The 22,083-nt window shown below is 71.5% G+C and carries 18 protein-coding genes; 5 read left to right on the top strand and 13 right to left on the bottom strand.

Going from position 1 to position 22,083, the window contains the following annotated elements:
- Positions 1-100 precede the first annotated feature (100 nt).
- The 8 genes from LY71_RS08600 to styD all read right to left on the bottom strand — a co-directional run bounded on the left by LY71_RS08600 (position 101) and on the right by styD (position 9,983).
- Positions 101-292: a hypothetical protein gene (locus LY71_RS08600; RefSeq protein ID WP_245887771.1), complete on the bottom strand. Its 192-nt coding sequence runs from the start codon at positions 290-292 to the stop codon at positions 101-103.
- Positions 289-1,020: a histidine phosphatase family protein gene (locus LY71_RS08595; RefSeq protein ID WP_170121281.1), complete on the bottom strand. Its 732-nt coding sequence runs from the start codon at positions 1,018-1,020 to the stop codon at positions 289-291. The genes LY71_RS08600 and LY71_RS08595 overlap by 4 nt, the downstream gene beginning before the upstream one ends.
- An 8-nt stretch (positions 1,021-1,028) precedes the next feature.
- A complete protein-coding gene (locus LY71_RS08590) occupies positions 1,029-2,027 on the bottom strand; it encodes a phosphotransferase family protein (protein ID WP_106276569.1) in 999 nt (332 codons plus the stop codon).
- Between the two features lie 47 nt (positions 2,028-2,074).
- Positions 2,075-3,208, bottom strand: a complete 1,134-nt coding sequence (gene solA / locus LY71_RS08585; protein ID WP_106276568.1) for an N-methyl-L-tryptophan oxidase — start codon at positions 3,206-3,208, stop codon at positions 2,075-2,077.
- A gap of 83 nt (positions 3,209-3,291) precedes the next feature.
- The gene (locus tag LY71_RS08580) at positions 3,292-4,770 is read right to left on the bottom strand and encodes an APC family permease (RefSeq protein WP_106276567.1); all 1,479 of its coding nucleotides are present in this window, start codon (positions 4,768-4,770) and stop codon (positions 3,292-3,294) included.
- A 106-nt stretch (positions 4,771-4,876) separates the two neighbouring features.
- Positions 4,877-5,887: a phosphotransferase enzyme family protein gene (locus LY71_RS08575; protein WP_106276566.1), complete on the bottom strand. Its 1,011-nt coding sequence runs from the start codon at positions 5,885-5,887 to the stop codon at positions 4,877-4,879.
- A gap of 502 nt (positions 5,888-6,389) precedes the next feature.
- On the bottom strand, positions 6,390-7,022 hold the full coding sequence (locus LY71_RS08565; protein ID WP_106276564.1) for a TetR/AcrR family transcriptional regulator: 633 nt from the start codon (positions 7,020-7,022) through the stop codon (positions 6,390-6,392).
- A gap of 156 nt (positions 7,023-7,178) precedes the next feature.
- Positions 7,179-9,983 carry a phenylacetaldehyde dehydrogenase StyD gene (styD, locus tag LY71_RS24025; protein WP_245887770.1) on the bottom strand — a complete coding sequence of 935 codons (2,805 nt, stop codon included), beginning with the start codon at positions 9,981-9,983 and terminating at the stop codon, positions 7,179-7,181.
- A 464-nt stretch (positions 9,984-10,447) separates the two neighbouring features.
- On the opposite strand from styD, the gene LY71_RS08555 reads away from it, so the two are divergent.
- The 5 genes from LY71_RS08555 to LY71_RS08535 are packed head-to-tail and all read left to right on the top strand — an operon-like array spanning position 10,448 to position 14,905.
- Entirely contained in the window at positions 10,448-12,421 is a 1,974-nt protein-coding gene (locus LY71_RS08555) for a primary-amine oxidase (RefSeq protein ID WP_106276563.1), read from the top strand.
- On the top strand, positions 12,414-12,596 hold the full coding sequence (locus LY71_RS08550; protein ID WP_106276562.1) for a hypothetical protein: 183 nt from the start codon (positions 12,414-12,416) through the stop codon (positions 12,594-12,596). Before LY71_RS08555 ends, LY71_RS08550 begins: the two co-directional genes overlap by 8 nt.
- A gap of 3 nt (positions 12,597-12,599) precedes the next feature.
- Positions 12,600-13,139 (top strand): hypothetical protein, encoded by a 540-nt coding sequence (locus tag LY71_RS08545; protein WP_106276561.1) that lies wholly within the window; start codon positions 12,600-12,602, stop codon positions 13,137-13,139.
- Positions 13,140-13,168: 29 nt separating this feature from the next.
- Positions 13,169-13,774 (top strand): TetR/AcrR family transcriptional regulator, encoded by a 606-nt coding sequence (locus LY71_RS08540; protein ID WP_106276560.1) that lies wholly within the window; start codon positions 13,169-13,171, stop codon positions 13,772-13,774.
- Positions 13,775-13,789: 15 nt separating this feature from the next.
- Positions 13,790-14,905: a class II histone deacetylase gene (locus LY71_RS08535; RefSeq protein WP_106276559.1), complete on the top strand. Its 1,116-nt coding sequence runs from the start codon at positions 13,790-13,792 to the stop codon at positions 14,903-14,905.
- A gap of 1,585 nt (positions 14,906-16,490) precedes the next feature.
- On the opposite strand, the gene LY71_RS08520 is transcribed toward LY71_RS08535, so the two are convergent.
- The 5 genes from LY71_RS08520 to LY71_RS08500 form a co-directional block, all read right to left on the bottom strand.
- Positions 16,491-17,720, bottom strand: a complete 1,230-nt coding sequence (locus tag LY71_RS08520; RefSeq protein ID WP_211297219.1) for an acyl-CoA dehydrogenase family protein — start codon at positions 17,718-17,720, stop codon at positions 16,491-16,493.
- Between the two features lie 71 nt (positions 17,721-17,791).
- Positions 17,792-18,742, bottom strand: coding sequence for an AraC-like ligand-binding domain-containing protein (locus LY71_RS08515; protein ID WP_106276557.1), 951 nt, complete (start codon positions 18,740-18,742; stop codon positions 17,792-17,794).
- A gap of 147 nt (positions 18,743-18,889) precedes the next feature.
- The gene (locus LY71_RS08510; RefSeq protein ID WP_106276556.1) at positions 18,890-19,885 is read right to left on the bottom strand and encodes an AraC-like ligand-binding domain-containing protein; all 996 of its coding nucleotides are present in this window, start codon (positions 19,883-19,885) and stop codon (positions 18,890-18,892) included.
- 55 nt (positions 19,886-19,940) lie between these two features.
- Positions 19,941-20,657 (bottom strand): SDR family NAD(P)-dependent oxidoreductase, encoded by a 717-nt coding sequence (locus LY71_RS08505; protein ID WP_211297218.1) that lies wholly within the window; start codon positions 20,655-20,657, stop codon positions 19,941-19,943.
- 89 nt (positions 20,658-20,746) lie between these two features.
- Positions 20,747-21,994, bottom strand: coding sequence for an acyl-CoA dehydrogenase family protein (locus LY71_RS08500; protein ID WP_106276554.1), 1,248 nt, complete (start codon positions 21,992-21,994; stop codon positions 20,747-20,749).
- Positions 21,995-22,083 lie beyond the last annotated feature (89 nt).

Raw genomic sequence — 22,083 nt, 5'->3', positions numbered from 1 at the left:
AACAGCCGCGGCCACCCCGGCCGCCGGCTGCAGTCCAGGAGGAGGAACCGGGTTGGGGACCGCGCATCGACCGGGGCGGCACAGCTGCCCGAGCCCCACTTCAGCCCATGATGCCGGCCTCCGCGGAGACCGTCGTGTCGTCGCCGTGCCCGGTGTGCACGACGGTGTCGCCGTGCAGGGTCAGCAACTCGCTGCGGATGGACCGCACGATCGTGGGGTGGTCGCCGAAGGAGCGGCCGGTGGCGCCCGAGCCGCCGCCGGTGACGATGGCGGTCCGATGGTCTGCGTTCACGAGCTCCGTGGCTGCTCTCCTCGCTGCCGGTCCGGCTGTTCCACCAGATGGGCCGTGTCGTTGAAGGTGCGCAGGCGCCACCTGCCCTCGTCGGTGCGGAGCAGCGTCGTGATCGATGCGTTCTCGACGTGGACGAAGGCGAACCGGTCGCTGCCGGTCACCTGGTGGCAGAGCTCGGCGACGACGCCACCGTGGACGATGGCCACGGCGGCCGCGTCCGGTCCGACCACGTCGGCGACCCGCTTCAGGCCGCGGCTGACCCGTTGGGCGAAGGAGTGCATCGACTCGGCCCCGGGGATGACGTCCCACCGCTGCTCGGCGAAGGCACGCGCCAGTACGGGGTCACCGGCCTGACGGCGCCGCTCGAACTCGTCACCCTCCAACTCGCCCAGCGAGATCTCGCGGAGGTCGGCGACGACCTCCGGCTCGAGCCCGAGCGCCTCGGCCAGCGGCGCGGCGGTCTGCTGGGTGCGACGGAGGGAGGTCACGAAGACGCCGTCGACCGCCATCTGCCCCAGCCGCCGTGCCACGGCCTCCGCCTGGGCCGCACCGGCCGGCGTCAGCGGCGGATCTGCCTGACCCTCGAGCACGTCCGGGCCGTCGGGCGAGGTGAGGCCCTGATGAGCCGCCGACCCGTGGCGGACGAGCAGCACCTCCGTCGCGCCGGCTGGCCGGGTGAACGGCGCCTGCAGGTCACCGGGGAGGTGGGAGCGGAGGTCACGGGTCACTGGAGGGCTCAGCGCCGTGCCCGCTGCAGCAGATCACCGAAGTCGTCGGCATCCAGAGCAGCTCGCAGTCGCCTGCGACTGCTCGCCAGCTCGCCCGCGTAATCGTAGTCGTCGTTGGTGTCGGCCATCGAGAGCGCGACCTTCCACAGCCCCACCGACGCCCAGTTGGCCGCGATGGCGCACAGCCGCGTCCGTGCCACGGTCCGCTCGTCGACCGCCCCGACGTAGGACTCGCACAGCCGGTTGATCTGGTCGAGGTCCATCTCACCGTAGGCGGACGCGAAACCGAGGTCGTAACAGCGGTCCCCCATGCCCGAGAGGTCGTAGTCGATCAGCCGGAGTGCGCCACCGCTCTCGAGGATGTTGGCGCCGTAGAGGTCGTTGTGGCAGGGCACGAACTCGTTGACCCGGAGGTCGAGGACCTGTTCGACGCGAGCGATCTCACGCTCCAGGTCGGGGAAGTCGTCGGGGGAACCGACTCCGCGATGGTGGGCGACCGCGAACATCTTCCGGCTCTCCGCGAAGGGGTTGTAGTCGTTCGCGAACCGCACGCCCGAGTCGTGCAGTTCGCGGGCCTTGGCCGCGAGCCGCGGGATCCAGTTGTCGCCGCTCTGGTCCATGACCTGGCCCGGCAGGAAGTCGATGACCAGTGCCAGTGGCTCCTGGATGACGGCCACCACGGGGGCTCCCACGCCCACATCCCCGGCGAGCCTCGTATTGTGGAACACGATGGGCGCCGGCGGGACGACCGCGACCCCCTCCCACATCCGGTTCCAGAGCTTCACGACCACCTGCTCGCCACCGGCCCTGACGAGGAAGTTCTTGTGCGCCCCTCCCCCGCTGAGCCACCTCCAGACCGTGTCCGGCCCGTCGAAGCCGGGCAGCTGCGCCAGGACCGCGCGGATGTCCGATTGGGCCTGGAGTTCCTCGGCAGAGGCCTCGCCCACCGTGCCGGACGGGGCCGCGACCTCGTCCGGCGTCGGAGGGGTCAGGGTCGCGTGGTCCATGGGCTTCTCCTGTGCGTCCACGGTGGTGAGGGGTGGGCTGCCGGCGGTCAGGCGGTGACCGGGGTGATCTCGAAGCGGGTCGACTCGAACAGGGCGAGGTCGGGGCGAGTGATCCCCTCGGAGAGGTCGGCGAGGACCTGGCCGACCACGGGGGCGTAGCGGAAGCCGCGTCCGTTGCAGGCAGCCGCGTACGTCACCCGCTCGCTGTCGGGATAGCGGCCGATGAGCCAGTGCCCGTCGGTCGCCTCCGTCCACATGCAGACCGTCGTCCGGAGCGGTTCACCGGTGATCTCCGGGACGCGGTCACGGAGCACGGCCAGCACCCGGTCGAGGTCGGCGGACGTCACGTCCTGGGACAGGTCCTGCGGCTCGATCACGTCGCCCTTGCCCACGACGCTGAACTTGAAGGTCCCGTCGGGCTCGGGGCAGCCGTAGCTGGGCGCGGAGTCGTCCCCGGGGGGCGCCGCGAAGTACATCGACGGGAGGCGCGGGGCGCCCGGGTCGACGGCGAAGTTGGCGAGCACCTGCCGCTCCACGCTGGTGGGCAGGTCGAGACCGAGCAACGTGGTGGAGAAGGCCCCCGCGGTCACGACGAGCTGCTCGGCGCGGTACGTGCCCTGTTCGGTCCGGACGGTCACGCCCGACTCGTCGGCCGACCAGTCGACCACCGGCTCGTCGAAGCGGAACTCGGCGCCGGCCTCCCGAGCGAGCTGCTGCATCGCGCGCAGCGCGGCCGGCACCTGCCCCACGGAGCCGCGGGGCTCCCACACCGCCAGCTCGCCGTCGCCGATGCGCAGCCTCGGGAAGCGGCTCCGGGCCTCCGCCGTCTGGAAGACCTCGTGCTCGAAGGGCGAGGCCGCGAGGTTGGCCAGCGTGTTGTCGAACCAACGCGACCCCGGCGCGCCGACGAACACGTTCCCGGTCTCGATCATGACCTGTTCACCGGTGCGGGCAGCGATGCGGTCCCACAGCTCGAAGGCCTGCCGGGTGAGCTCGACGTACTCCGGTCCGGTGCTGTTGGACTGGCGGACCAGGCGGGTCGCCCCGCCGTGGGATCCGTGCTCGTGCGGCGGCCGGAAGGCGTCGATGGCCAGGACCCGTCGCCCTCGCTCGGCGAGGTGCCAGGCGGTCGAACCTCCCCAGGTCCCGGCTCCGATGATGATGACGTCGTACGAGTTCACGTGGGCTTCCCCTCCATCGAGCGTCGATCAGTGGGAGGTAGGGGCACCCGGGGGCCGCCACCGGGTGCCCCTACCGGCTCCGGTCAGGTGATCTTCTGCCGGCCGATCCGCGCGTAGGTCTCCGGTCGCTTCGACCGGTAGTAGAGCGCGACCCCGATCCCCACGAGGAACACTCCCCAGATGACGACCTGCAGGGCGATCGCCGTGCCGCGGTCGCCGCCGGTCAGCAGGACGAAGTTGGTGGCCGCCAGGTACAGCGCGGTGCCGAGGGCCACCATCGCCAGCACCGGGGCGATCAGCGTGTGCCAGATCGTCGAGTCGTCGACGTCCGCCCGGGACCTGCGGAAGAAGACGACCACGGCCACGCTCGTCAGGAACATGAGCAGCAGCAGCGGGAAGCCTCCGGCCCCCGCCAGCCAGGCGTAGGCGACGCCCGGGTCGCTTCCGGAGAAGGCGAGCACACCGAGCAGGAAGACGACGGTGAGGACGATCGAGCTGACGTAGGGCGAGCCGTGTCGCGGGTGCACGCGCCCCAGCGCAGACGGCAGGGCCCTGTCCGATCCGAGCGAGTAGCCGTAGCGCGCGATGATGTTCTGGCAGGAGAGCACGGCGGCGAACGAAGAGGTCAGGAACAGCACGGAGAGCACGTCCCGGGCCCACACGCCGACGAACTGGTCCATGGCGTCGGGGAACATGGTGGGCGCACTCGCAGCCGCGACATCGGGAGCGGCTGAGGGACCGTAGGCGATGATGATCAGCCAGACCGCGACGATGTAGAACACCCCGATGAACGCGACCGAGACGTAGGTCGCCCTCGGCACCGTCCGGCGGGGGTCCCTGGTCTCCTCCCGGAAGATCGCGGTGGCCTCGAAGCCGATGAACGTGATAACGGCGAAGAGCACCGCGACGCCGACCGATGCTCCGGAGAAGTTGCTCAAGGCGAAGGGCGCCACCGAGAGACCTTCCGGCCCTCCATCTGCGGCGACGGCGACGTCGAAGACCAGCACGACCGCGATCTCGAGCACCATGACAAGGGAGAGCACCTTCGCCGACAGCTCGATGTGGAAGAAGGCGAGGCTCCCCACGACCACGATGAGCAGCAGGGAGTACAGCCACCAGGGCACCGCGGGACCGCCGAACGTGGTGGCGACCAGGTCCGATGCGGCGAGGCCGAAGAAGAGGGTGATCCCCAGCCCGATCATCGTGTAGCCGAGGATGGCGAGGAAGCTCGCCGCCAACCCGAGCGTCTTGGTCAGGCCGGCGCTGATGTAGGCGTAGAAGGCGCCGGGGTTCGGCAGGTACCGGCTCATCGTGGTGTAGCCCACGGCGAAGAGCAGCAGCATGACCGTCGCTGCCACGAACGCCAGCGGTGCCCCCACACCGGCGAAGATGATCACCAGGGGAAGCACCGCCACCACGCTCGCGAGCGGCGCCGCGAAGGCGAGGACGGTGAGCGCTAGTTCGATCACGCCCATCCGGCCGCGGAGCTGCGGTCCGGCTCCCTCGTGGGCGCCCGACCCCGGCGCTGCGCCGGCGGCGTGCACGGCTGTTCTCTCACTCATGTCGGATCCTGTCTCGCGGGTTGGAGGTGGATGGGGCACGGGCTCTGCGGTGCAGCCCTCGGGGAGGAGGGACCAGCGCGGGGATCCGGCTGGGGTGGTCCAGGGGTCAGACCTGTTCGGTCGTCCCGGCCAGGAACTCGCGGGCGAGCGCGACCACGACCGGCGTCACGTGCTCGGCGATGAACTCGGCGGTCTCGTCGCCGCGACGCTCCGCCGCCCAGCCCAGGTAGGTGAGGCCACGTGCGAGGAGCATCCCGGTCCACAGGCGCAGCTGGTCCTCGCCCAGGGGGCGGCGGGACCGGTAGCCGGCGATGGCGGCCTCGGCGTACTCGGTGAACCGGGGGTGTGGGCGGTAGAAGAACAGGATCGTGGCGAGCTCGAACAGGTGCCAGCCCTCGCCGAAGTCGTCGAAGTCGATCAGCACGAGCTCCTCACCGCGCACGAGGATGTTCTCGGGGGTGAAGTCGGCGTGGATCACGCCGTACACCTCCGGTCCGGTGCCCAGTGCAGCGAGTTCCGCCCTCAGCACGGTGATGGCCTCCCGCAGGACTCCGCGGTCCCCGGCAGACATCCCCTCGAGCGCCAGGGGGTCACCCCACAGGGCCCCCTCGCCGAAGAGGCCCTCGAGGTCCCAGGCGCCACGACTGAACCCCGGCAGCCTGCCCAGCTCCTGCATGTGGCCGTGCAGGTCGCCCGCCAGTCGTCCCAGGCGGTGGAAGTCCGCCGGCTCCAGGGGACTGCTGCCGTCGAAGGCCGCCCCGATGTCGCCCAGCGGCGCAGCCCCGTCGACCCAGCGCTGCACGTCGACCTGGTGCTCGGCGCCGGTCTCGTCCTCGACCAGGCAGACGACCTCGCCGGACACGGTCGTGATCGCCTGGGACACCGGGAAGCCCCGCTCCCCCAGCGCGACCAGGTAGTCCAGCTCCGTCCGCACTTCGGCCGTGGAGTGCACACCGCGGCGGTGCAGCCGGACCGCGAAGGACTCGTTCCCCTGCTCGGCTCGGAAGACGTAGTTCTCCCGGTACTTCACGAAGTGGAGCTCGGCACCGTCCAGGCCGTACGCGCGCAGCGCCGTCTGCGCCATCCCGCGGGCCGCGGTTTCGTCGATGAGCGCCACGTGATCCTCCCGTGCCGGCCGCAGCCGGTCCGCGTCGTTGTGATGACCGAGGACGTCGAGACGGTGTGCCCGGCGTCACTTGACGCGAGAAGACTGACAGCGCATGAACGACTCGTCAATAGTCTGGACGTGGCGTTCACAGGAGGCATCGGGATCTGCGAGCACGGCGCCCCGGCGACACTCCCTCAGCTCCGGCGGCGGCAGGAGTGAGCCACGGCCGATGACGTCGGCGACTGCACCGGCGCGGTCATCGACGGGCCGGCTCCGGTCACCGGTGCGGACGACGTCCGCGGCCGCCCACAGCGGCGCACGGCGGACCCGCCGAACCGCCCGCACGGCAGCGGCCAAGAGCCGTGACGACGTGCCTCGCCCGCGAGTGGCAGATGCCGATCAGCGGGGCCACGCAGGCACGACGCCGTCACGCAGGTACGGCACACCACCGCGGCGGAACCGCCCGGGCACGCCCGAGGTCAGCCCGACGAGCAGCCCGGGAGCCGTCGGGTCAGTCGATGCGGCGGAGCAAGCCCGCCGCCAGCGCGGCGATCCCCGTGAGGAGCCGCTCGGCCGCGGTGGGATCGGTGGCGACCGCCGCCAGGCCTGCGCGCATCGCACCCACCAGCAGCACGGCCATGGTCTCCGGCTGCACCGCGGTGTCGACGACGCCCGCGGCACGCGCCTCGGCGATGTCCGCGGCGAGGAGCTCGACGTAGACCCGCGAGGCGTGCCCGCGGACCGGCACCAGCGCAGCTTCCGCCGTGGGGTCGCTGTTGGCGTAGAACTGGCCGATCAGCGGCCGGGCGCCGATGTCGAGGAGCGGCCTGGTCAGGGCGACCACCCGGTCGACCAGTCCGGAGGCTGCGGTGTGCCCGGCCCTCGCGAGCTCGATCAGCTCCTGGCTGATCTCCTCGTAGAGCTCGCGGAAGAGGTCGTCACGCCCCGCCGGGAAGTAGGCGTAGAGGGTGACCTTCGAGGCCCCGGCCGCGCCGGCGATGGCTTCGACCGCGGCCCCGGCGAACCCCTTCTCGGCGAAGACCTTCAAGGCGGCGTCGAGCAGTTCCCGTCGGGTGCGGAGTCGGTTGCGCTCTCGCAGCGAGAGGGGAGCGTCCGCCTGACGCAGCGCCTGCGGGTCCGTCATCCGGTCGACTCCCTCGGTGGTGCCAGGAACGGGCGCCGGTCGCCGCGCACGGCGGAGGACGAACCGGGTCCGGGCGTCGCCGGGACCCGCTCATCGTACGAACCCGGGAGCTGCCACCGTGCAGCACGGTGGCAGCCCCCCGGGCGCGCCGGATGCCTAGAGCACGATCGTGACGACCTTCTCCTCCGTGTTGGCCAGGATGCCGCTCCAGCCCAGCTCCCGGCCGACGCCGCTGGTCTTCACGCCACCCCAGGGCAGCGCCGGGTTGATCGCGGCCCAGCCGTTCACCCAGACCGCTCCGGCGCGGACCTCGTGCGCCAGGGTGTGAGCCAGACTCACGTCGCGGGTCCAGATGGTCGCCGCGAGGCCGTACTCGGTCTCGTTGGCGATCTCGATGGCCTCCTCGACGTCGTCGAAGGGGATGACCGCGCCGACCGGGCCGAAGATCTCCTCCCGGGCGATCGTGGCGTCGCGGGCGACGTCGGCGAAGACGGTGGGCTGGATGAAGTACCCCTCACCACGCGGTCGGCCGCCGCCGGCAACGAGTCGAGCACCCTCGTCCTTCGCCCGGTCCACGTAGGACAGGACGCGGTCCAGGTGCTCCTGGCTGACGAGGGCACCCATCGTGGTCTGCGGGTCGAAGGGGTCACCCACCACCTGACCGTTCGCAGCGCCTGCCAGCGCCTCGACGACCTGGTCGTACAGGGACCGGTGCACCAGCACCCGGGTTCCCGCGGCACAGACCTCACCCTGGTTGAAGAACAACCCCAGGGCGATGCCCTGGACCGCCGCCTCGACGTCGGCGTCCGCCAGCACGATCTGCGGGCTCTTCCCGCCCAGCTCGAGCGTGACGCGCTTAAAGGACTCCGCGGCGACCCTCCCGATCTGCCGCCCCACTTCCGGGGACCCGGTGAAGCTGATCTTGTCCACCTCGGGGTGGCGGACGAGAGCCGCTCCCGCCTCCTCCCCCAGGCCCGGGATCACGTTGACCACGCCCGCCGGCACGCCGGCCTCCTGCACGAGCTCGGCCAGGGCGAGGATCGACAGCGGCGCATCCTCCGCGGGCTTGACGACGACCGTGTTGCCGGTGGCGAGCGCCGGGGCGAGCTTCCACGCGGCGATCATCAGCGGCGTGTTCCACGGGATGATCGCCGCCACGACGCCGATCGGCTCGCGGACGGTGTAGCTGTGCGTGGGCCGGCCGAAGTAGCCGTCGGTCGGGATCGCACTGCCGGTGATCTTGTCGGCCCATCCGGCGAAGTGGCGGAAGGTGGCCGCGGCGTTGGGGACGTCCAGCATCGCCGGCTGGCCCACCGGCTTGCCGATGTCCAGGGCCTCGAGCCGGGCGAGCCTGTCCGCGTCGCGCTCGATCAGGTCGGCGATGCGGTGGAGCACGGCAGCCCGGGCGGTTCCCGCAGCCTGGCCCCACTCGCCGTCGAACGCCCGGCGGGCGGACCGCACGGCGTCGTCCACGTCCGACTCGTCGGCCGCCGTGACGCGGGTCAGCAGGCTGCCGTCGGCGGGATTGAGGACGTCGAAGGTCCGGGACCCGGAGCGCCAGCGACCGTCGATGAACAGGCCGGTGCTGACCCCGATGTCCGGTGTCCCCGCGCTCGCCCCTGCCACGTCGGGGGCGGCGCTGCCGGACCGGAGTCCTCCGCGGGCCTCGACCTGCTCGAGCTCGTCGAGGCTCGCCGTGAGCCGGTCGACCAGCAGGTCCAGGTGCTCGTGCTCGAACACCATGGGTGGCCGGATCTTGAGCACGTTCTCGCGCGGACCGATCTTGCTGATGAGCACCCCCCTGCGGAGCATGTCCTCCACGACCCACTTGGCGCGCGCGGCGCCGGCCCCACCGTCGTCGTCGACGAACTCCAGGCCGAAGAAGAGGCCGCTCCCACGGACCGCGCGCACGCTCGGCCGCTCGGCCGCCAGCTTGTCCAGCACCTCCCGGGCGTGCCGGCCGAGTTCGGCGGCGCGGCTCTGCAGCTCCCGCGACGCCGTCTCGCGGAGGACGGCCATCCCGGCGGCTGCGGAGACGGGGTTGCCGGCGAAGGTGTTGAAGTACAGGTTGGCGCTGCCGAACTCCTCGAGGAGCGCGGTCGTGGTCACGACCCCGCCGAGGGGGTGCCCGTTGCCCAGGGGCTTGCCCATCGTGACCAGATCGGGGCGGATGCCGTGGACCTCGTGACCCCAGAAGTGCGAGCCGGAGCGGCCGAGGCCGGACTGCACCTCGTCGGCGATCACCAGCCCGCCGGCCCCGTGGACCAGCGCCACCAGACCCTCGACGTAGCCGGCCGGCGGCTGGAGCAGGCCCTCGGTGGAGAAGAGCGGGTCGAACAGCAGCGCCGAGACGCCGTGGCCGGCCGCCCGCAGCGACGCGATCGCCGCTGCCGCCGCCTCCAGCGCCTCCGCGAGGACGACGTGCTCAGGACGCGAGTCGGCCACCACGTCCGGGATGCGCAGCGCGCGGACGTGCTGCCCCAGCGGCTCCTTCACCGGCAGGCCCGTGGTGAGCTCCGCGAGAGCGGTCGTGTTGCCGTGATAGCTGAAGTCGGTGACCAGCACACCTGTCGCCCCGGTGTGCTGACGCGCGATGCGGAGGGCCAGCTCGTTGGCCTCCGAGCCGCTGTTGGTGAGGAAGACCTTGTCCAGGTACGGCGCGAACGTCGCCAGCAGCATCTCGGCGTACTCGACCACGGGCTCGTGCAGGTAGCGCGTGTGCACGTTCAGCTTGGCCGCCTGCTCGGAGATGGCACGGACGACCTCGGGGTTGCAGTGCCCCACGTGCGGCACGTTGTTGTACGCGTCGAGGTACTCGACCCCGTCGGAGCCGGTCAGCCACACGTCGTGGCCGGAGACGACGTGCAACGGCTCGTCGTAGAACATGGGCGAGTACGGCCCGATCACCGCCGCACGTCGGGCGCGCAGCGCCCGGGCTTCCCACACGCTGCTGGTCGACATGACGCCTCCTGTCACCGAGCGAGCCTCCACGTGGCGGAGACCACCATCTCTCTGAACGCAGAGTACAGATTTCCTACGGCTGGTCAACGGTTCCGGCCTGCCTCGCACACCCGGAGGGGCGAGGCGACCCGGCTCGGCGCGGGAGGCCGTCCGCCCGTTCCGCTGCGCGTCGACGTACCCCGAGTGCTCCCCCGCTGCTGACGAGTCGGTCGGGTCAGTTGCGGGACGCTGCCATCTCCGGCCTTGTGGCCCGGGACACACATCGCTATCGTCGCACCGGCAGCCGAGACGATTGCTCCATTACCGAGCGAGCCGCCCGAACACCAACCGCCTCACGACCACAGGGCGGGGCCGCGCGACCGAGCCCCGCCCGACTCCTGTGGACGTCACGGTTCCTCCCTCCATTCGACCGCCTCGTCGCACGAGTCTTTTCGTCTACGTGCGTAGACCTTCTGGGAGCAGGCATGACCACGACCGAACGCCTCCGAGTGACCCATCCACTGGACCCGGTGACGGCCGAGGAGATCGGCGAGGTGCGGCGGATCACCGGCGAGGCCGGCCTCGTCGCCGACAGCACCCGGTTCGTGTACGTCGGGCTGCACGAGCCGGACAAGCAGGAGGTCCTGCGGCACCGGGCCGACCAGCCGGTGACCCGGCGCTTCCGGGTCCTGCTCCTGGACCTGGAGTCCCAGGTGTCCCGGGACGTCGTGGTCGACGTCACCGCCGGCGAGGTCGTGTCCGACGTCCGGCTGGACACGGCGACCTCCGGTCAGCTGCCGGTGCTGGACGAGGAGTTCGAGCTCGTCGAGCAGCTGTTGTCGACCGACGAGCGGTGGCTGGCCGCGCTGGCAGCCCGCGATCTGGACGTGGCCCAGGTCCGGGTGGCTCCGCTGTCGGCGGGGGCCTACGAGGAGTACCCCGACGAGGCGGGCCGGCGGGTGCTGCGCGGCCTCGCCTTCCTGCAGCCGACGCCCACCGACTCCGCCTGGGCGCACCCGATCGACGGTCTGGTGGCCTACGTGGACACCATCAACAAGGTCGTCGACCAGGTCATCGACACCGGCGCCGTCCCGGTGCCCTCCGGCTCGGGCAACTACGACGACCCCGCGGTCAGCGGCCCGCCCCGGACCACCCAGAAGCCGATCGAGATCACCCAGCCCCAGGGGTCGAGCCTCACGCTCGAGGGCAACCTGCTGACCTGGGAGAAGTGGTCGCTGCGGGTCGGGTTCGACTCCCGCGAGGGCCTCGTACTGCACCAGATCGGATTCGACGAGGGCACCGGCGTGCGTCCGATCGTCTACCGGGCCTCGATCGCCGAGATGGTCGTGCCCTACGCCGACCCCTCCCCCGTGCGCTCCTGGCAGAACTACTTCGACACCGGCGAGTACCTCGTGGGCCGCTACGCCAACGCCCTCGAGCTCGGCTGCGACTGCCTCGGCGACATCACCTACCTGGACGCCGTGATCGCCGACGAGCAGGGCAACCCGCGCACGCTGCGGAACGCGGTCTGCATCCACGAGGAGGACTACGGGATCCTCTGGAAGCACACCGACCTGTGGAGCGGCTCGCAGCAGACCCGGCGGCAGCGGCGGCTGGTGGTCTCCTTCTTCACGACCGTCGGCAACTACGACTACGGCTTCTACTGGTACCTCTACCTCGACGGCACGATCGAGTTCGAGGCCAAGGCCAGCGGCGTCGTCTTCACCTCCGCCCACGCCGGGGGCGACTACCCCTACGCCTCGCAGATCGCGCCCGGCCTCGGCGCGCCCCTGCACCAGCACCTGTTCAGCGCCCGGCTGGACATGACGGTCGACGGCACGACCAACCGGGTCGACGAGGTCGAGGTCGTCCGCGTGCCGATGGGGCCGGAGAACCGTCGCGGCAACGCCTTCACCACCTCCTGCACCACCCTGGCCACCGAGTCGGCGGCCCAGCGGGACGCCTCACCCGCCACCAACCGGGTGTGGCACATCGTCAACCCCGAGCGGCGCAACCACGTCGGCCAGCCCGTCGGCTACGCCCTGTTCCCCGAGGGGCTGCCCACCCTGCTGTCGGACCCCGGATCCTCCATCGCCCGCCGCGCCGCGTTCGCCACCAAGCACCTCTGGGTCACCCGCTACGACCCCGCGCAGCGCTACTCGGCCGGGGACTTCGTCAACCAGCACAGCGGCGGCTCCGGGCTCCCCGCGTACGCCGCCGCCGACCGCGACATCGACGGCCAGGACATCGTCGTCTGGCACACCTTCGGGCTCACCCACGTCCCCCGGCCCGAGGACTGGCCGATCATGCCGGTCGACTACACCGGCTTCACGCTCAAGCCGGTCGGCTTCTTCGACCGGAACCCCACCTTGGACGTGCCCGCATCGACCTCCGCGCACTGCGCCGGCACGGCCGCCGGGGAGGGCTCCCACTGCGGGACGACGGCCTCCGATGAGTGAGCGCAGCAGGTCGACGGTCGGCGGCGCGTCAGCCGCCGTCCACCCGGGTCCGGAGACCGGCTGGACGCTGGTCGTCCGACCGTTCGCGTTCTTCCCCGTCGGGCTGGTGAGGGGCACCGCCCTCGCGCGGCGCCGGAGCAGCCGGCGGGAGGCCCTCCAGGAGATCGTGGGCTGACCGGTGACCACACACCTCGCGATCTGCGGGGCGGGTGCCGCCCTGGCGATGGCCGGCCACTTCCCCGGGCGGCCGGCGCTGTGGGTGCCGCACGCCCTCGGACTCGTGGCCATGCTGCTGGCCTGGCTCCCGGCCGCGCAGCCGATGGGCGAGCCCGTCGCCCTCCTGGGGCTGGCTGCGGTGCTGGTGTGGCAGCTGTCGTCCGGGCGGGCCGCCGCAGGCCGCTGGTCCGGGGTCGCGGACACCATCGCCATGGCCGCGCTCATCGCGCTCGCCGGTGCCGACACGGCAACGACGGCGGCGGCCGGTGCGCATGGCATGCACCACAGCCATGCCGAGGGCACGCTGCCCTACACCCTGGCCGTCCTCGTGGCCTGGCTCGCGGTGCGACACCAGGCTCGCGAGGGCGCGCTCCGCGCCCCTCACCTCGTCGGGGACGACGACACCCCGGAGCAGCGCCCGGAGGCGGGCAAGGTGCTGGCTGCCCTGCGCTGCAGCGGAGGGCTGGTGGTGCTGACGTCGATGACCGCGATGCTCGCCTGAACCCGCTCGACCACGCCCCGAGGACTCCTGTGCCGAAGATCGTCGACCATGCCGCCCGCCGCACCGAGATCATCGAGGCGGTGTGGTCCCTGATCGTCCGCAAGGGCTTCACGGCGGTCACCATGCGCGAGCTGGCCACCGAGGCCGGGTACGCCAACGGTGCGCTGGCCCGCTACTTCCCCGACAAGGAGTCGGTGCTGCGGGCGGCCTTCCAGCGGGCGTTCGATGCCACCAACGAACGCGCCCGGGCGGCCATCGGTGACCAGGGCGGCCTGACCGCCTTCCGGCTGCTCTGCCTGGAGATCATGCCGCTGGACGAGGTCCGGCTGGCCGAGGCCCGCGTGGTCATCGGCTTCTGGGACTACGCCGCCGGACAGCCCGCCCTGGTCGAGTTCTTCGACCAGTCCATGGAGACCTGGCGCCAGGAGATGTGCATGTACCTGGGGCAGGCCCGGGCCGCCGGTGAGGTGGACGCCGACCGACCCGACGACCGCGTCATCGACGCGGTGCTCGCGCTGACCATGGGGCTGCAGATCAACGCCTGCTTCTCCCCCCGCCACAACACGCCGCAACGACAGACGGCCGTGCTCGACGACTTCCTCGCCGGGCTCCGCGTCCGTGCCCTCTCCTCCTGACCCGAAAGGCACGCCATGACGACCGGTTACCTCTGGGATGAGATCTTCGGCTGGCACGACACCGGCAGCGGCGCGCTGTTCCCGGCCGACCCGACCGCCGGGCACCAGCCCCTCGGCCACCACGTCGCCCATCCGGACACCAAGCGCCGCATGCACGAGCTCATCTGTGTCTCCGGCCTGATCGACCACCTCACACGGATCCAGCCCCGAACGGCGACCGAGGCCGAACTCACCCGTGTGCACACAGCCGAGCACGTCGGGCGCATCCGGCGGGACAGCGAACTGCCCAAGGGCGGCGACGCCGGCGACGGGATCTCCCCCTTCGGCAAGGGCGCCTACCGGATCGCCGCACTCGGCGCAGGGAGCGCGATCGCCATGACCGAGGCCGTGGTCGACGGCACCGTCGACAACGGCTACGCGCTGGTCAACCCGGCCGGACACCACGCCCTGCCGGAGACGGGCATGGGCTTCTGCATCTTCAACAACGTCGCCATCGCTGCCCGGCACGCCCAGGCCGCGCTCGGCATCGAGCGGATCGCCATCGTCGACTGGGACGTCCACCACGGCAACGGCGCCCAAGCGATCTTCGCCGACGACCCCTCGGTGCTCACCGTCTCGCTGCACCAGGACCGGTGCTTCCCGCCGAACTCCGGGCTGGTCACCGAGCGGGGTACCGGGGCCGGGCACGGCTACAACATCAACATCCCGATGCCCGTGGGCACCGGCGACGGCGGCTACCAGTACGCCGCCGAGACCGTGATCGGCCCGGCACTGGAGGCCTTCGCCCCCGAGTTGGTCCTGGTCGCCTCGGGCTTCGACCCCAACGCGATGGACCCGCTCGCCCGCCAGCTCGTCACCAGCCGCGGCTTCATCTCCCTCACCGAGACGGTGATGGCCGCGGCCGACCGTTCCGCGCATGGCCGCCTGGTGCTCCTCCAGGAGGGTGGGTACAGCCCCGTGTACGTGCCGTTCTGTGGCCTGGCGACGATCGAGACCCTCGCAGGCGTCCACGTCCTGGACGACGCCATCCTCCCCGTCGTCGGTGGCATGGGCGGCCACGATCTCGAGCCGCACCAGAAGGCCCTCGTCGACCAGGTGGCCGAGCTCATCGCCGACGTGCACCGGCCCTGAGGCGACGGCGCCCCGGCACCCGCACGGGCTCCCCCACACGCGGCCAGTTCCGCACGTCCTCCCACCGCCAGGCGCCGCCCCTGAGGTACTGCAGAACCACCAAGATCAACAGGGACACACCTCACGCACTCGGCGCACGGGAACTCGTCGGGACGGGTTGCCGGAGGTCGCGACGGACGCTGCTCACATGCCGAGCGGACGGAGCACCAGCAACCGAGCCCAACGATGAGACGCCGAGCGACGACGGCGGGAGCGGACGGAACGGCGAGCCACCACCGACCCCTCCGCACGGGTCGACGCGCCACAGCGCGCATCCTCCGACGCCCGTGCCCGGCGCCGGGCAGCCGGGTCCTGCGCCTGGTGTGGCAGTGCGGTGACGCCTCGATCCCGAGGGCCCATCCCGAAGTGGTGCTCGGTCAACTGGCGGCGCCGCGCCTGGGAGCAGGGCCGCGCGGCGGCATCGGGCCGATCAGCTGTCGAGGTGGTCGAGCGCCGGGTGGAGGTCCCGACGCCAATGGCGCCGACCCGTCGAGACTGGGGACCACTCCTCGGGGAGCTGGCTCGCCAACTGGAGGATGGTCGGGTCTACGAGCGTGACCTCACGGCACTCGGCGTCGCCCTGGCCACCGTCCTGGAGGCCTACCGCCGTCGGCCGTCTGTCCGGGACCGGTCGCACATGGCAGGTCTCCCCTACCTGCCGTGAGATCCCATCGGTCCGGCGCGTTCGTCGGCTCCCCGGCCGACGGCTGTCTCCGGTCGTCCTCCAGTGCAGGCACGTAGTGGGAGAGCCGGTGGCCAGCGGACAACGATGGCCGCGGTGAGAGCCACTGCGGAAGCCGAGACCTCCGTTCTCCAGTCGACGGAGGCTGCGTCACCGGAGGCCGGCTGGAGACACGACCGCACCCTCGGTCCCATCTCGGCCGACCGCTCGCTCATCGCGCGCCTCGCCGCGCACGAGTCCTGGGCAAGGACCGCCGACCCCAGCGCCCGCACGGAGCCGGCACGCCGCGCGATGCTCGACCGTTTCGAGCGTCAGGTCGACCCCGAGGGCGTGCTGTCACCGGAGGAACGGGCCCGCCGTGCGGGGCATGCGCGCAAGGCCTACTCCACCCGCCTCGCACTGCGATCGGCCCAGGCTCGACGCAACTCCCCGTCGACCTGCGCCGACGAGTACCACATCGAGGAGACGTCACGACACCACCGCGCACTGTCGTCGCGGCGACTTCCCGCGCTGACGACGGGCCGACATCGCCCTGTGCGGCAGCCTGTCCCCTACCGTTGACCCGGTCGTGGTGGCGAGGAGACCGCCGGTTCTTGCGCCCTTCCGGGCGCGGGAACTCGCCTGATGACCCACCCACTTGCGCTCACGCTCGACCTGCGGTTCTGCCGCTCTGAACAGCGCTCTCGGGTTTCGCTCCCCCGAAGATGCCGGGCGAGCCGATGCGGGTACGGCCCAGCCGCGCCAAGCGTCCTACCAGCGAAGACGAGTGATTCGGCGCCTCTCGGAGGGAGCGCTGACTCGCCCGATCGTCTTCCGCGAACGGCGATCCGGCTCAAGGACCTGCTGGCGTCCTCCCGGCGGGACTCAGCTCATCCCGGACGCTGCGAGCGGGTCGTAACCACTGCTGGTCAGCAGGGCGTGCATCTGGCGGCGGCGGACGCCGATGTTGGAACCCTCGATGACGGGATAGGCCAGCGCCTCGTCGAGGTGGCGCTTGAGCGGGAAGTCGTTGTCGTAGGCCGAGATCCCGACCACGCCGACCAGGTCGTTGATCACCTCGACCGCAGTCTCGGACCCGAAGACCTTCGCGTGCAGCGCCCACTCGAGCGCCTGGGGGTCCCCCGACAATGCCGCATCCAGCGCGCGCCAGGACAGCAGCCGAGTCGCCTCGATCCGCGCCTTGGCATCGGCCAGGACGTCCGCGACCGCCTGGTGCTCGATGATCGGGACCGCGCCGCCACGGTGCTCGGTGAGCGCGAAGCGGTAGGCGGCGTCGAAGGCCTGGCGCATCGCGGCCACCGAGAAGGTCCCGATCGAGGCACCGCTGCCGATGAAGGCGTTGCGCGTCAGCTCGACACCTTGGCCCTCCTGACCGAGCAGGTTGGCCTTGGGGACACGAACGTCGACCAGGCCGATCCGCGCCGTGAGGCAACCCCTGAGAGCGGGCAGATCGTAGAGGTGCTCGACCTCGATGTGCCCGGCAAGCTGCTCGCGCTTCGCGACCACCAGCGACACGCCTCCGGGCGCGCGGCACACGATCGTCATGACGTCGGGACCGTCCCCGTCCCAGCCGGGCAGGTGCGAGGCCCAGGCTTTGCGACCGTTGATGACGTACTCGTCGCCGTCCGGGACGGCGGTGGTCCGTACCCCCTCCGCCGGCGGCGCGGCTGCGAAGTTCGCGCTGCCGCCGGGTTCGGAGTAGGCCATGGCCGCCACCGGGGCTCCGCCGTCGGCCAGGAAAGGGGCGACGAACTGTCGGATCTGCTCCGGCGTGCCCACCTGGTAGACGGGCACGAGCGCGATCAGCGGACCGGCAATCGAGATCACGAAATCCGGGCTGTAGGACGCCCACTCCTCGATCAGGATGGCCGCGTCGACGCCGCTGCCCGCCGCCCCGCCGAAGGGCACGGGGATCAGTCCTTTGAGGAAACCGGCCTCGACGGCCTTCTCGAAGGCCGGCCGAGCGAGGTCCGCTCGGCGGGCGGGGTCGGCTTCGTGCCGCACCGCTTCGGCCAGATCACGGAGATGGGCCTCGGCGAACTGCCGGGCCACCTGCTTGAGCTGCTCCTGCTGCGGAGACAGCGAGAACGACACAGCCATCGGGCACCTCCGCCATCGGTCCTGGATCGACGGAGAGCGTCGCCGGGGAGCCGGCGGATGTCTGTTCAGTGTGCGCGCACTTCCTGTCCACCTCGCGCAGGAGCGCGCCGGAGGTCGGTCGGCGAGCGGCCGAACTGCCGGCGGAAGGCGCGGCTGAACGAGGACGGGCCGTCGAACCCGACCGACGCCGCGATGTCGGTGACCGCCAGCCCCGTTCCGGCGTCGGCGAGGAGGACCGCGGCACGCTCCAGGCGCCGGCGCCGCACCATCGCCGCGAAGGTCACCCCGCCGGAGCTCACCACGGTGTGCAACGTGCGCGGCGAGATGCCGACTCGCCGGCTGACGGTCGCGACGCAGAGCGCCGGATCGGACAGCTCGGCGTCCACCACGCGTTCGATCTCCGCGCGCAGGATCGCCCGCCGGTCGGATACGGCGCCGGCCCGCTCCCCCGCGACAGCGCCCAGCGCCGACACCATGGCCAGTTCCGCGTCCGGCGCGCCGAGGCCGTTGTCGAGCTCCCACAGGGAGGACATCACGGCCGCGACGACTCCACCGGCTCCGCGTGCGTCGATGGCCCGGGCGGTCAGCCGGCGCATACCGTCCAGCCGGCCTCCGAGCAGAGGGTGCGGGATGCGGTAGGACACCATCCGCCACGGCAGGTCGAACTGGAACCTGTACGGCTCGGCCGTGTCGACGACGGTGAACTGCCCCGGCTGGACCAGGGCATGGCGCCCGCCCTGCTCCACTGCGCAGGTGCCGGCCGTCTGCAGGTTGACGAAGAGGTAGGCGCCGTCGGTCCGCGCGACCTCCCCCTTGCCGTGCGAGGTCCGCTGTGGTTGCGAGGTGAGCCGCGCCCGGACGAGATGCGCCAGCGGGCGCGTCTCCACGCGGCTGCGGAAGTCGTCGGCGTCGCCGATCCGGGACGGCGTGAGGGGCACGAACGCCTCGCAGATGACCTCTCGCCAGTACCCGAACTGCTCATGCGGCGGGCGGCTGGCCACGTCCCACACCGCCATGCTCCGCCTCCGCGCCCTGGCCCGCTCGTCCGGCCCCCGTCTGGGCACAGGGTCGCCGGTGCGCGAGGTCACGTCAACGCGCCGGCGCCCGGCCGGCAGCGCCCAGCGTCGTGCCGGCGGCCCGCCGGACGTCCGGCGCGCTGCCGGTCAGGTGACAGTGGCGCTGGAGGACTCGCGGTAGGCCGTCGGGCTCATCCCGTACTTTCCCTTGAACGCCCGGTTGAGATGCGAGGCATCGCAGAAGCCCCAGCGATTCGCCACGTCCGTCACGGTGACGTGCGGACCTCCGGTCTCCAGCTGACGGGCCGCCCGCTGGAGGCGCAGGTCGCGGACGGTGGCGCCGAACGTGGTCTCGTGTCCGTCGTACAGCTGGTGGAGCTTGCGGACGGAGATTCCGACGTGCCGCGCCGCTTCGACGGCGAGCACCTGCCCGTGCGGCAGCCGTTCGTGCACGAAGCGGGCGATGGACGCCCGCGTCGCGTCGTCGACGGAGCTGCGGTCGTCACCCTCCTTCTCGAAGGCCCCGAGCGCGGTGGCGATCACCTCGGTGCAGGCGTGGTCGAGGGCGAGACGTGCGGCGGCACTCAGCTGCGCGCGCGAGCGCCACACGCTCGTCATCATGTCGGCCGCGACGACGCCGGCCCCGGACCGGGCATCGACGGTGCGCGCGGTGCGCAGGGTCGGCTGCGGGATCAGCGCCAGCATCTGGTCCCGCGGGATCTTGAAGGACAGGACCCGCCACGGGGAGCCGTCGGGCGACTCGTCGAACTCCAGCACGTAGGGCCGCGTCGTGTCGAACACCGCGAACGACCCCGGCGGCACGACGCACCTGCGTCCGTCCTGCTCGCCGCGACCCGTTCCGTCCAGCTGCAGGTTCACGAAGATCTGCTCGTCTCGGCCGCGCCGGACCTCGGCCGGCCCGTGGGTCAGCCGCTGGGTGCACGAGACGACCTCGGTCGGGGTCGAGTCCGCCAGCCGTTCGGCCCGGACCCAGCCGGTCAGCCCCTCACCCCAACGGCTCCGGGTGAGGTGCTGCCGGGTGCGCACAGGCGCCAGCGGCGCGCACGCCTCGCAGACGACGTCGGCCCAGTAGGCGAACTGGTCCTCGGGCGCCAGGCCTTCGGTCGACCAGGTCAGTTCCATCGCTCACCCCAACCGCGCTCGTGCGGACGCACTATCCCGCGCACGCGGCCGTCCGTCACCACACGCCGGTGGTGGAGCCTCCGTCGACGGTCAGCACGGCACCGGTCACGTAGTCCGAGCCCGTGAGGTACAGGACGGCGTCGACGACGTCCTGGGGCACACCGGTCTTCCCGTTCGGGGCGAGCGTCCGGAAGAACGCCCAGTTCTCCTCACCGCGCGGCAGGAGCGGGGTGTCGATGACGCCAGGAGCGACCGCGTTCACGTGGACCCCCGACCCGGCGAGCTCCAACGCCAGAGCCCTGACCGCGTGGTCCAGAGCACCCTTGGTGACGGCGGTCATGAAGCACGGCAGCTTGACGTTGGGCTGCAGCGCGATGCACGCGGTGACAGCGAGGATGTGGCCGGACCCGTTCGCCGTCATGTGTCGGGCGGCCTCCTGGGCCGGGTAGACGAAGCCCTTGACGTTGGTGTCGAGCATGGCCTCGACGTCGTCCACGGAGAAGTCGACGACCGGCTTCGCCATGAAGATGCCCGCGTTGGCGATCAGGATGTCGACCCTGCCGAACTGCTCGACAGCCTGCGCGAACACCGTGGTGGCCGTCTCCGGCCTGCTGATGTCGCCCTCGACGAGGAGGAAGTTGGCGGGGTTGCCGAGGGCGGCCGCGGCGTCCTCCAGCCTGGCCAGCGTGCGGGCGTTGCCGACCACGTTGTAGCCGAGCTTCAGGTACGCCTCGGCGACGGCGAAGCCCAGGCCGCTCGAGGCTCCCGTCACGATCGCTGTCTTGGTGGATGTCATCGCGCTTCCCATCTCGAGGGGTAGGTGTGGCCGGCCTGCGGGCCGCCCGTCCGGAGCGGCGAGGTTCAGGGAACGTCGGACGACGTGAGCGGGTCGTACTCCGCGCTCTGGATCAAGGCGTGCAGCGCACGTCGGCGCACGCCGAGGTTTCCCCCGCCGAAGACAGGGAGGGCGAGAGCGTCCTGCAGCAGCCCGTTGAGCGGGTTGGAGAGGTCGTAGCTCTCGACGCCGACGACTCGTGTGAGGTCGGTGATGACGCTGACGGCGGTCTCGGAACTGAAGATCTTCGCGCAGTTCGCGAGCTCGGCGGCCGCGACGCTCCCCGCGTCGATGGCCCGGCAGGCACGCCAGGTGAGGGACCGGCAGGCCTCCATCCGCGCCTTGGCGTTCACCAGCTCGTACCCGACCGCCTGATGGTCGATGATCGGCACCGCGCCGCCACGCCGCTCCGACTTGGCGAACTGCAGGACATGGACGAAGGCCGCCCGCATCAGGGCCACCCCCATGACACCGACGAGTGCGGACGCCTCGGCGAAGGACTCGGAGACCAGGCGGAGGCCTGCCCCCTCCCGGCCGATCAGGTTCCGGCGGGAGCTCCGCACGCCTCGGAAGGTGAAGTCAGGCAGGAAGTGCGCGCGGAACCCGGGTGAGTCGATGATGCCCTCGAGGACCAATCCGTCGACGGGGCCCTCGACGGCGAGGACGGACACCCCCCCAGCAGGAGGGACCGACGGATCGGTGCGGGCGACGACGCACAGCAGGTCCGCACCGCTGCCGTCCCAACCGGTGGCCGACGAGACCCACCGCTTGCGCCCGTTGATGATCCAGTCGTCGCCGTCGACGCGGGCGGCGGTGCGCACGCCCTCCCCAGGGGGTGGCGACCCGGCGTTCGCGCTGCCACCAGGCTCGGAGGAGCAGAACCCCGCGAGCGGTGCGCCGTGCCCGGTGAGGAACGGTGCCAGCAGGCGCGACTGCTGCTCCCGGGTTCCCCCGACGACCACCGGCTGCAGGCCGAGCACGGTCCCGACCAGAGTGAGAGCGACGCCGGGACTGCCGCAGAACAGTTCCTCGGTGAGGAGGGCCACGTCGGTGAGGCACGATCTGTCGCCGCCGGCGGTCTCCCGGATGCACGCCCGGAGGAAGCCGCCGGAGACCAGCCGCTCGTACGCCGGCTTCGTCGCGGCGAACCGCTCAGCGGGAGTGGACAGCTGTTCCGCACTCGCCTTGACGTCGCGCAGCACGTCCTCGGCGAAGCGCCGCGCCTTCGTGCGCAACTCGCCCTGACGCGCGGTGGGAGTGGGAGCGAGCGGCATCCTGCATCAGGCCTTTCCCGTTCTCCGCGTGGCGCTCAATGCCTGGGGACGACGACGGTCGTGGTCGGCGAAGAAGTCGCTGGCACCGA

The sequence above is a fragment of the Geodermatophilus tzadiensis genome, assembly GCF_003002915.1.
GTDB classification, from domain to species: domain Bacteria; phylum Actinomycetota; class Actinomycetes; order Mycobacteriales; family Geodermatophilaceae; genus Geodermatophilus; species Geodermatophilus tzadiensis.
This window is presented reverse-complemented; position numbering and strand designations above follow the sequence as displayed.

Excerpts from the sequence above, each read along its gene's own strand:
- LY71_RS08590 (WP_106276569.1), bottom strand. The coding sequence starts at position 2,027 with ATGGACCACGCGACCCTGACCCCTCCGACGCCGGACGAGGTCGCGGCC.
- LY71_RS08580 (WP_106276567.1), bottom strand. The coding sequence starts at position 4,770 with ATGAGTGAGAGAACAGCCGTGCACGCCGCCGGCGCAGCGCCGGGGTCG.
- LY71_RS08565 (WP_106276564.1), bottom strand. The coding sequence starts at position 7,022 with ATGACGGACCCGCAGGCGCTGCGTCAGGCGGACGCTCCCCTCTCGCTG.
- styD (WP_245887770.1), bottom strand. The coding sequence starts at position 9,983 with ATGTCGACCAGCAGCGTGTGGGAAGCCCGGGCGCTGCGCGCCCGACGT.
- LY71_RS08555 (WP_106276563.1), top strand. The coding sequence starts at position 10,448 with ATGACCACGACCGAACGCCTCCGAGTGACCCATCCACTGGACCCGGTG.
- LY71_RS08550 (WP_106276562.1), top strand. The coding sequence starts at position 12,414 with ATGAGTGAGCGCAGCAGGTCGACGGTCGGCGGCGCGTCAGCCGCCGTC.
- LY71_RS08535 (WP_106276559.1), top strand. The coding sequence starts at position 13,790 with ATGACGACCGGTTACCTCTGGGATGAGATCTTCGGCTGGCACGACACC.
- LY71_RS08515 (WP_106276557.1), bottom strand. The coding sequence starts at position 18,742 with ATGGCGGTGTGGGACGTGGCCAGCCGCCCGCCGCATGAGCAGTTCGGG.
- LY71_RS08510 (WP_106276556.1), bottom strand. The coding sequence starts at position 19,885 with ATGGAACTGACCTGGTCGACCGAAGGCCTGGCGCCCGAGGACCAGTTC.
- LY71_RS08500 (WP_106276554.1), bottom strand. The coding sequence starts at position 21,994 with ATGCCGCTCGCTCCCACTCCCACCGCGCGTCAGGGCGAGTTGCGCACG.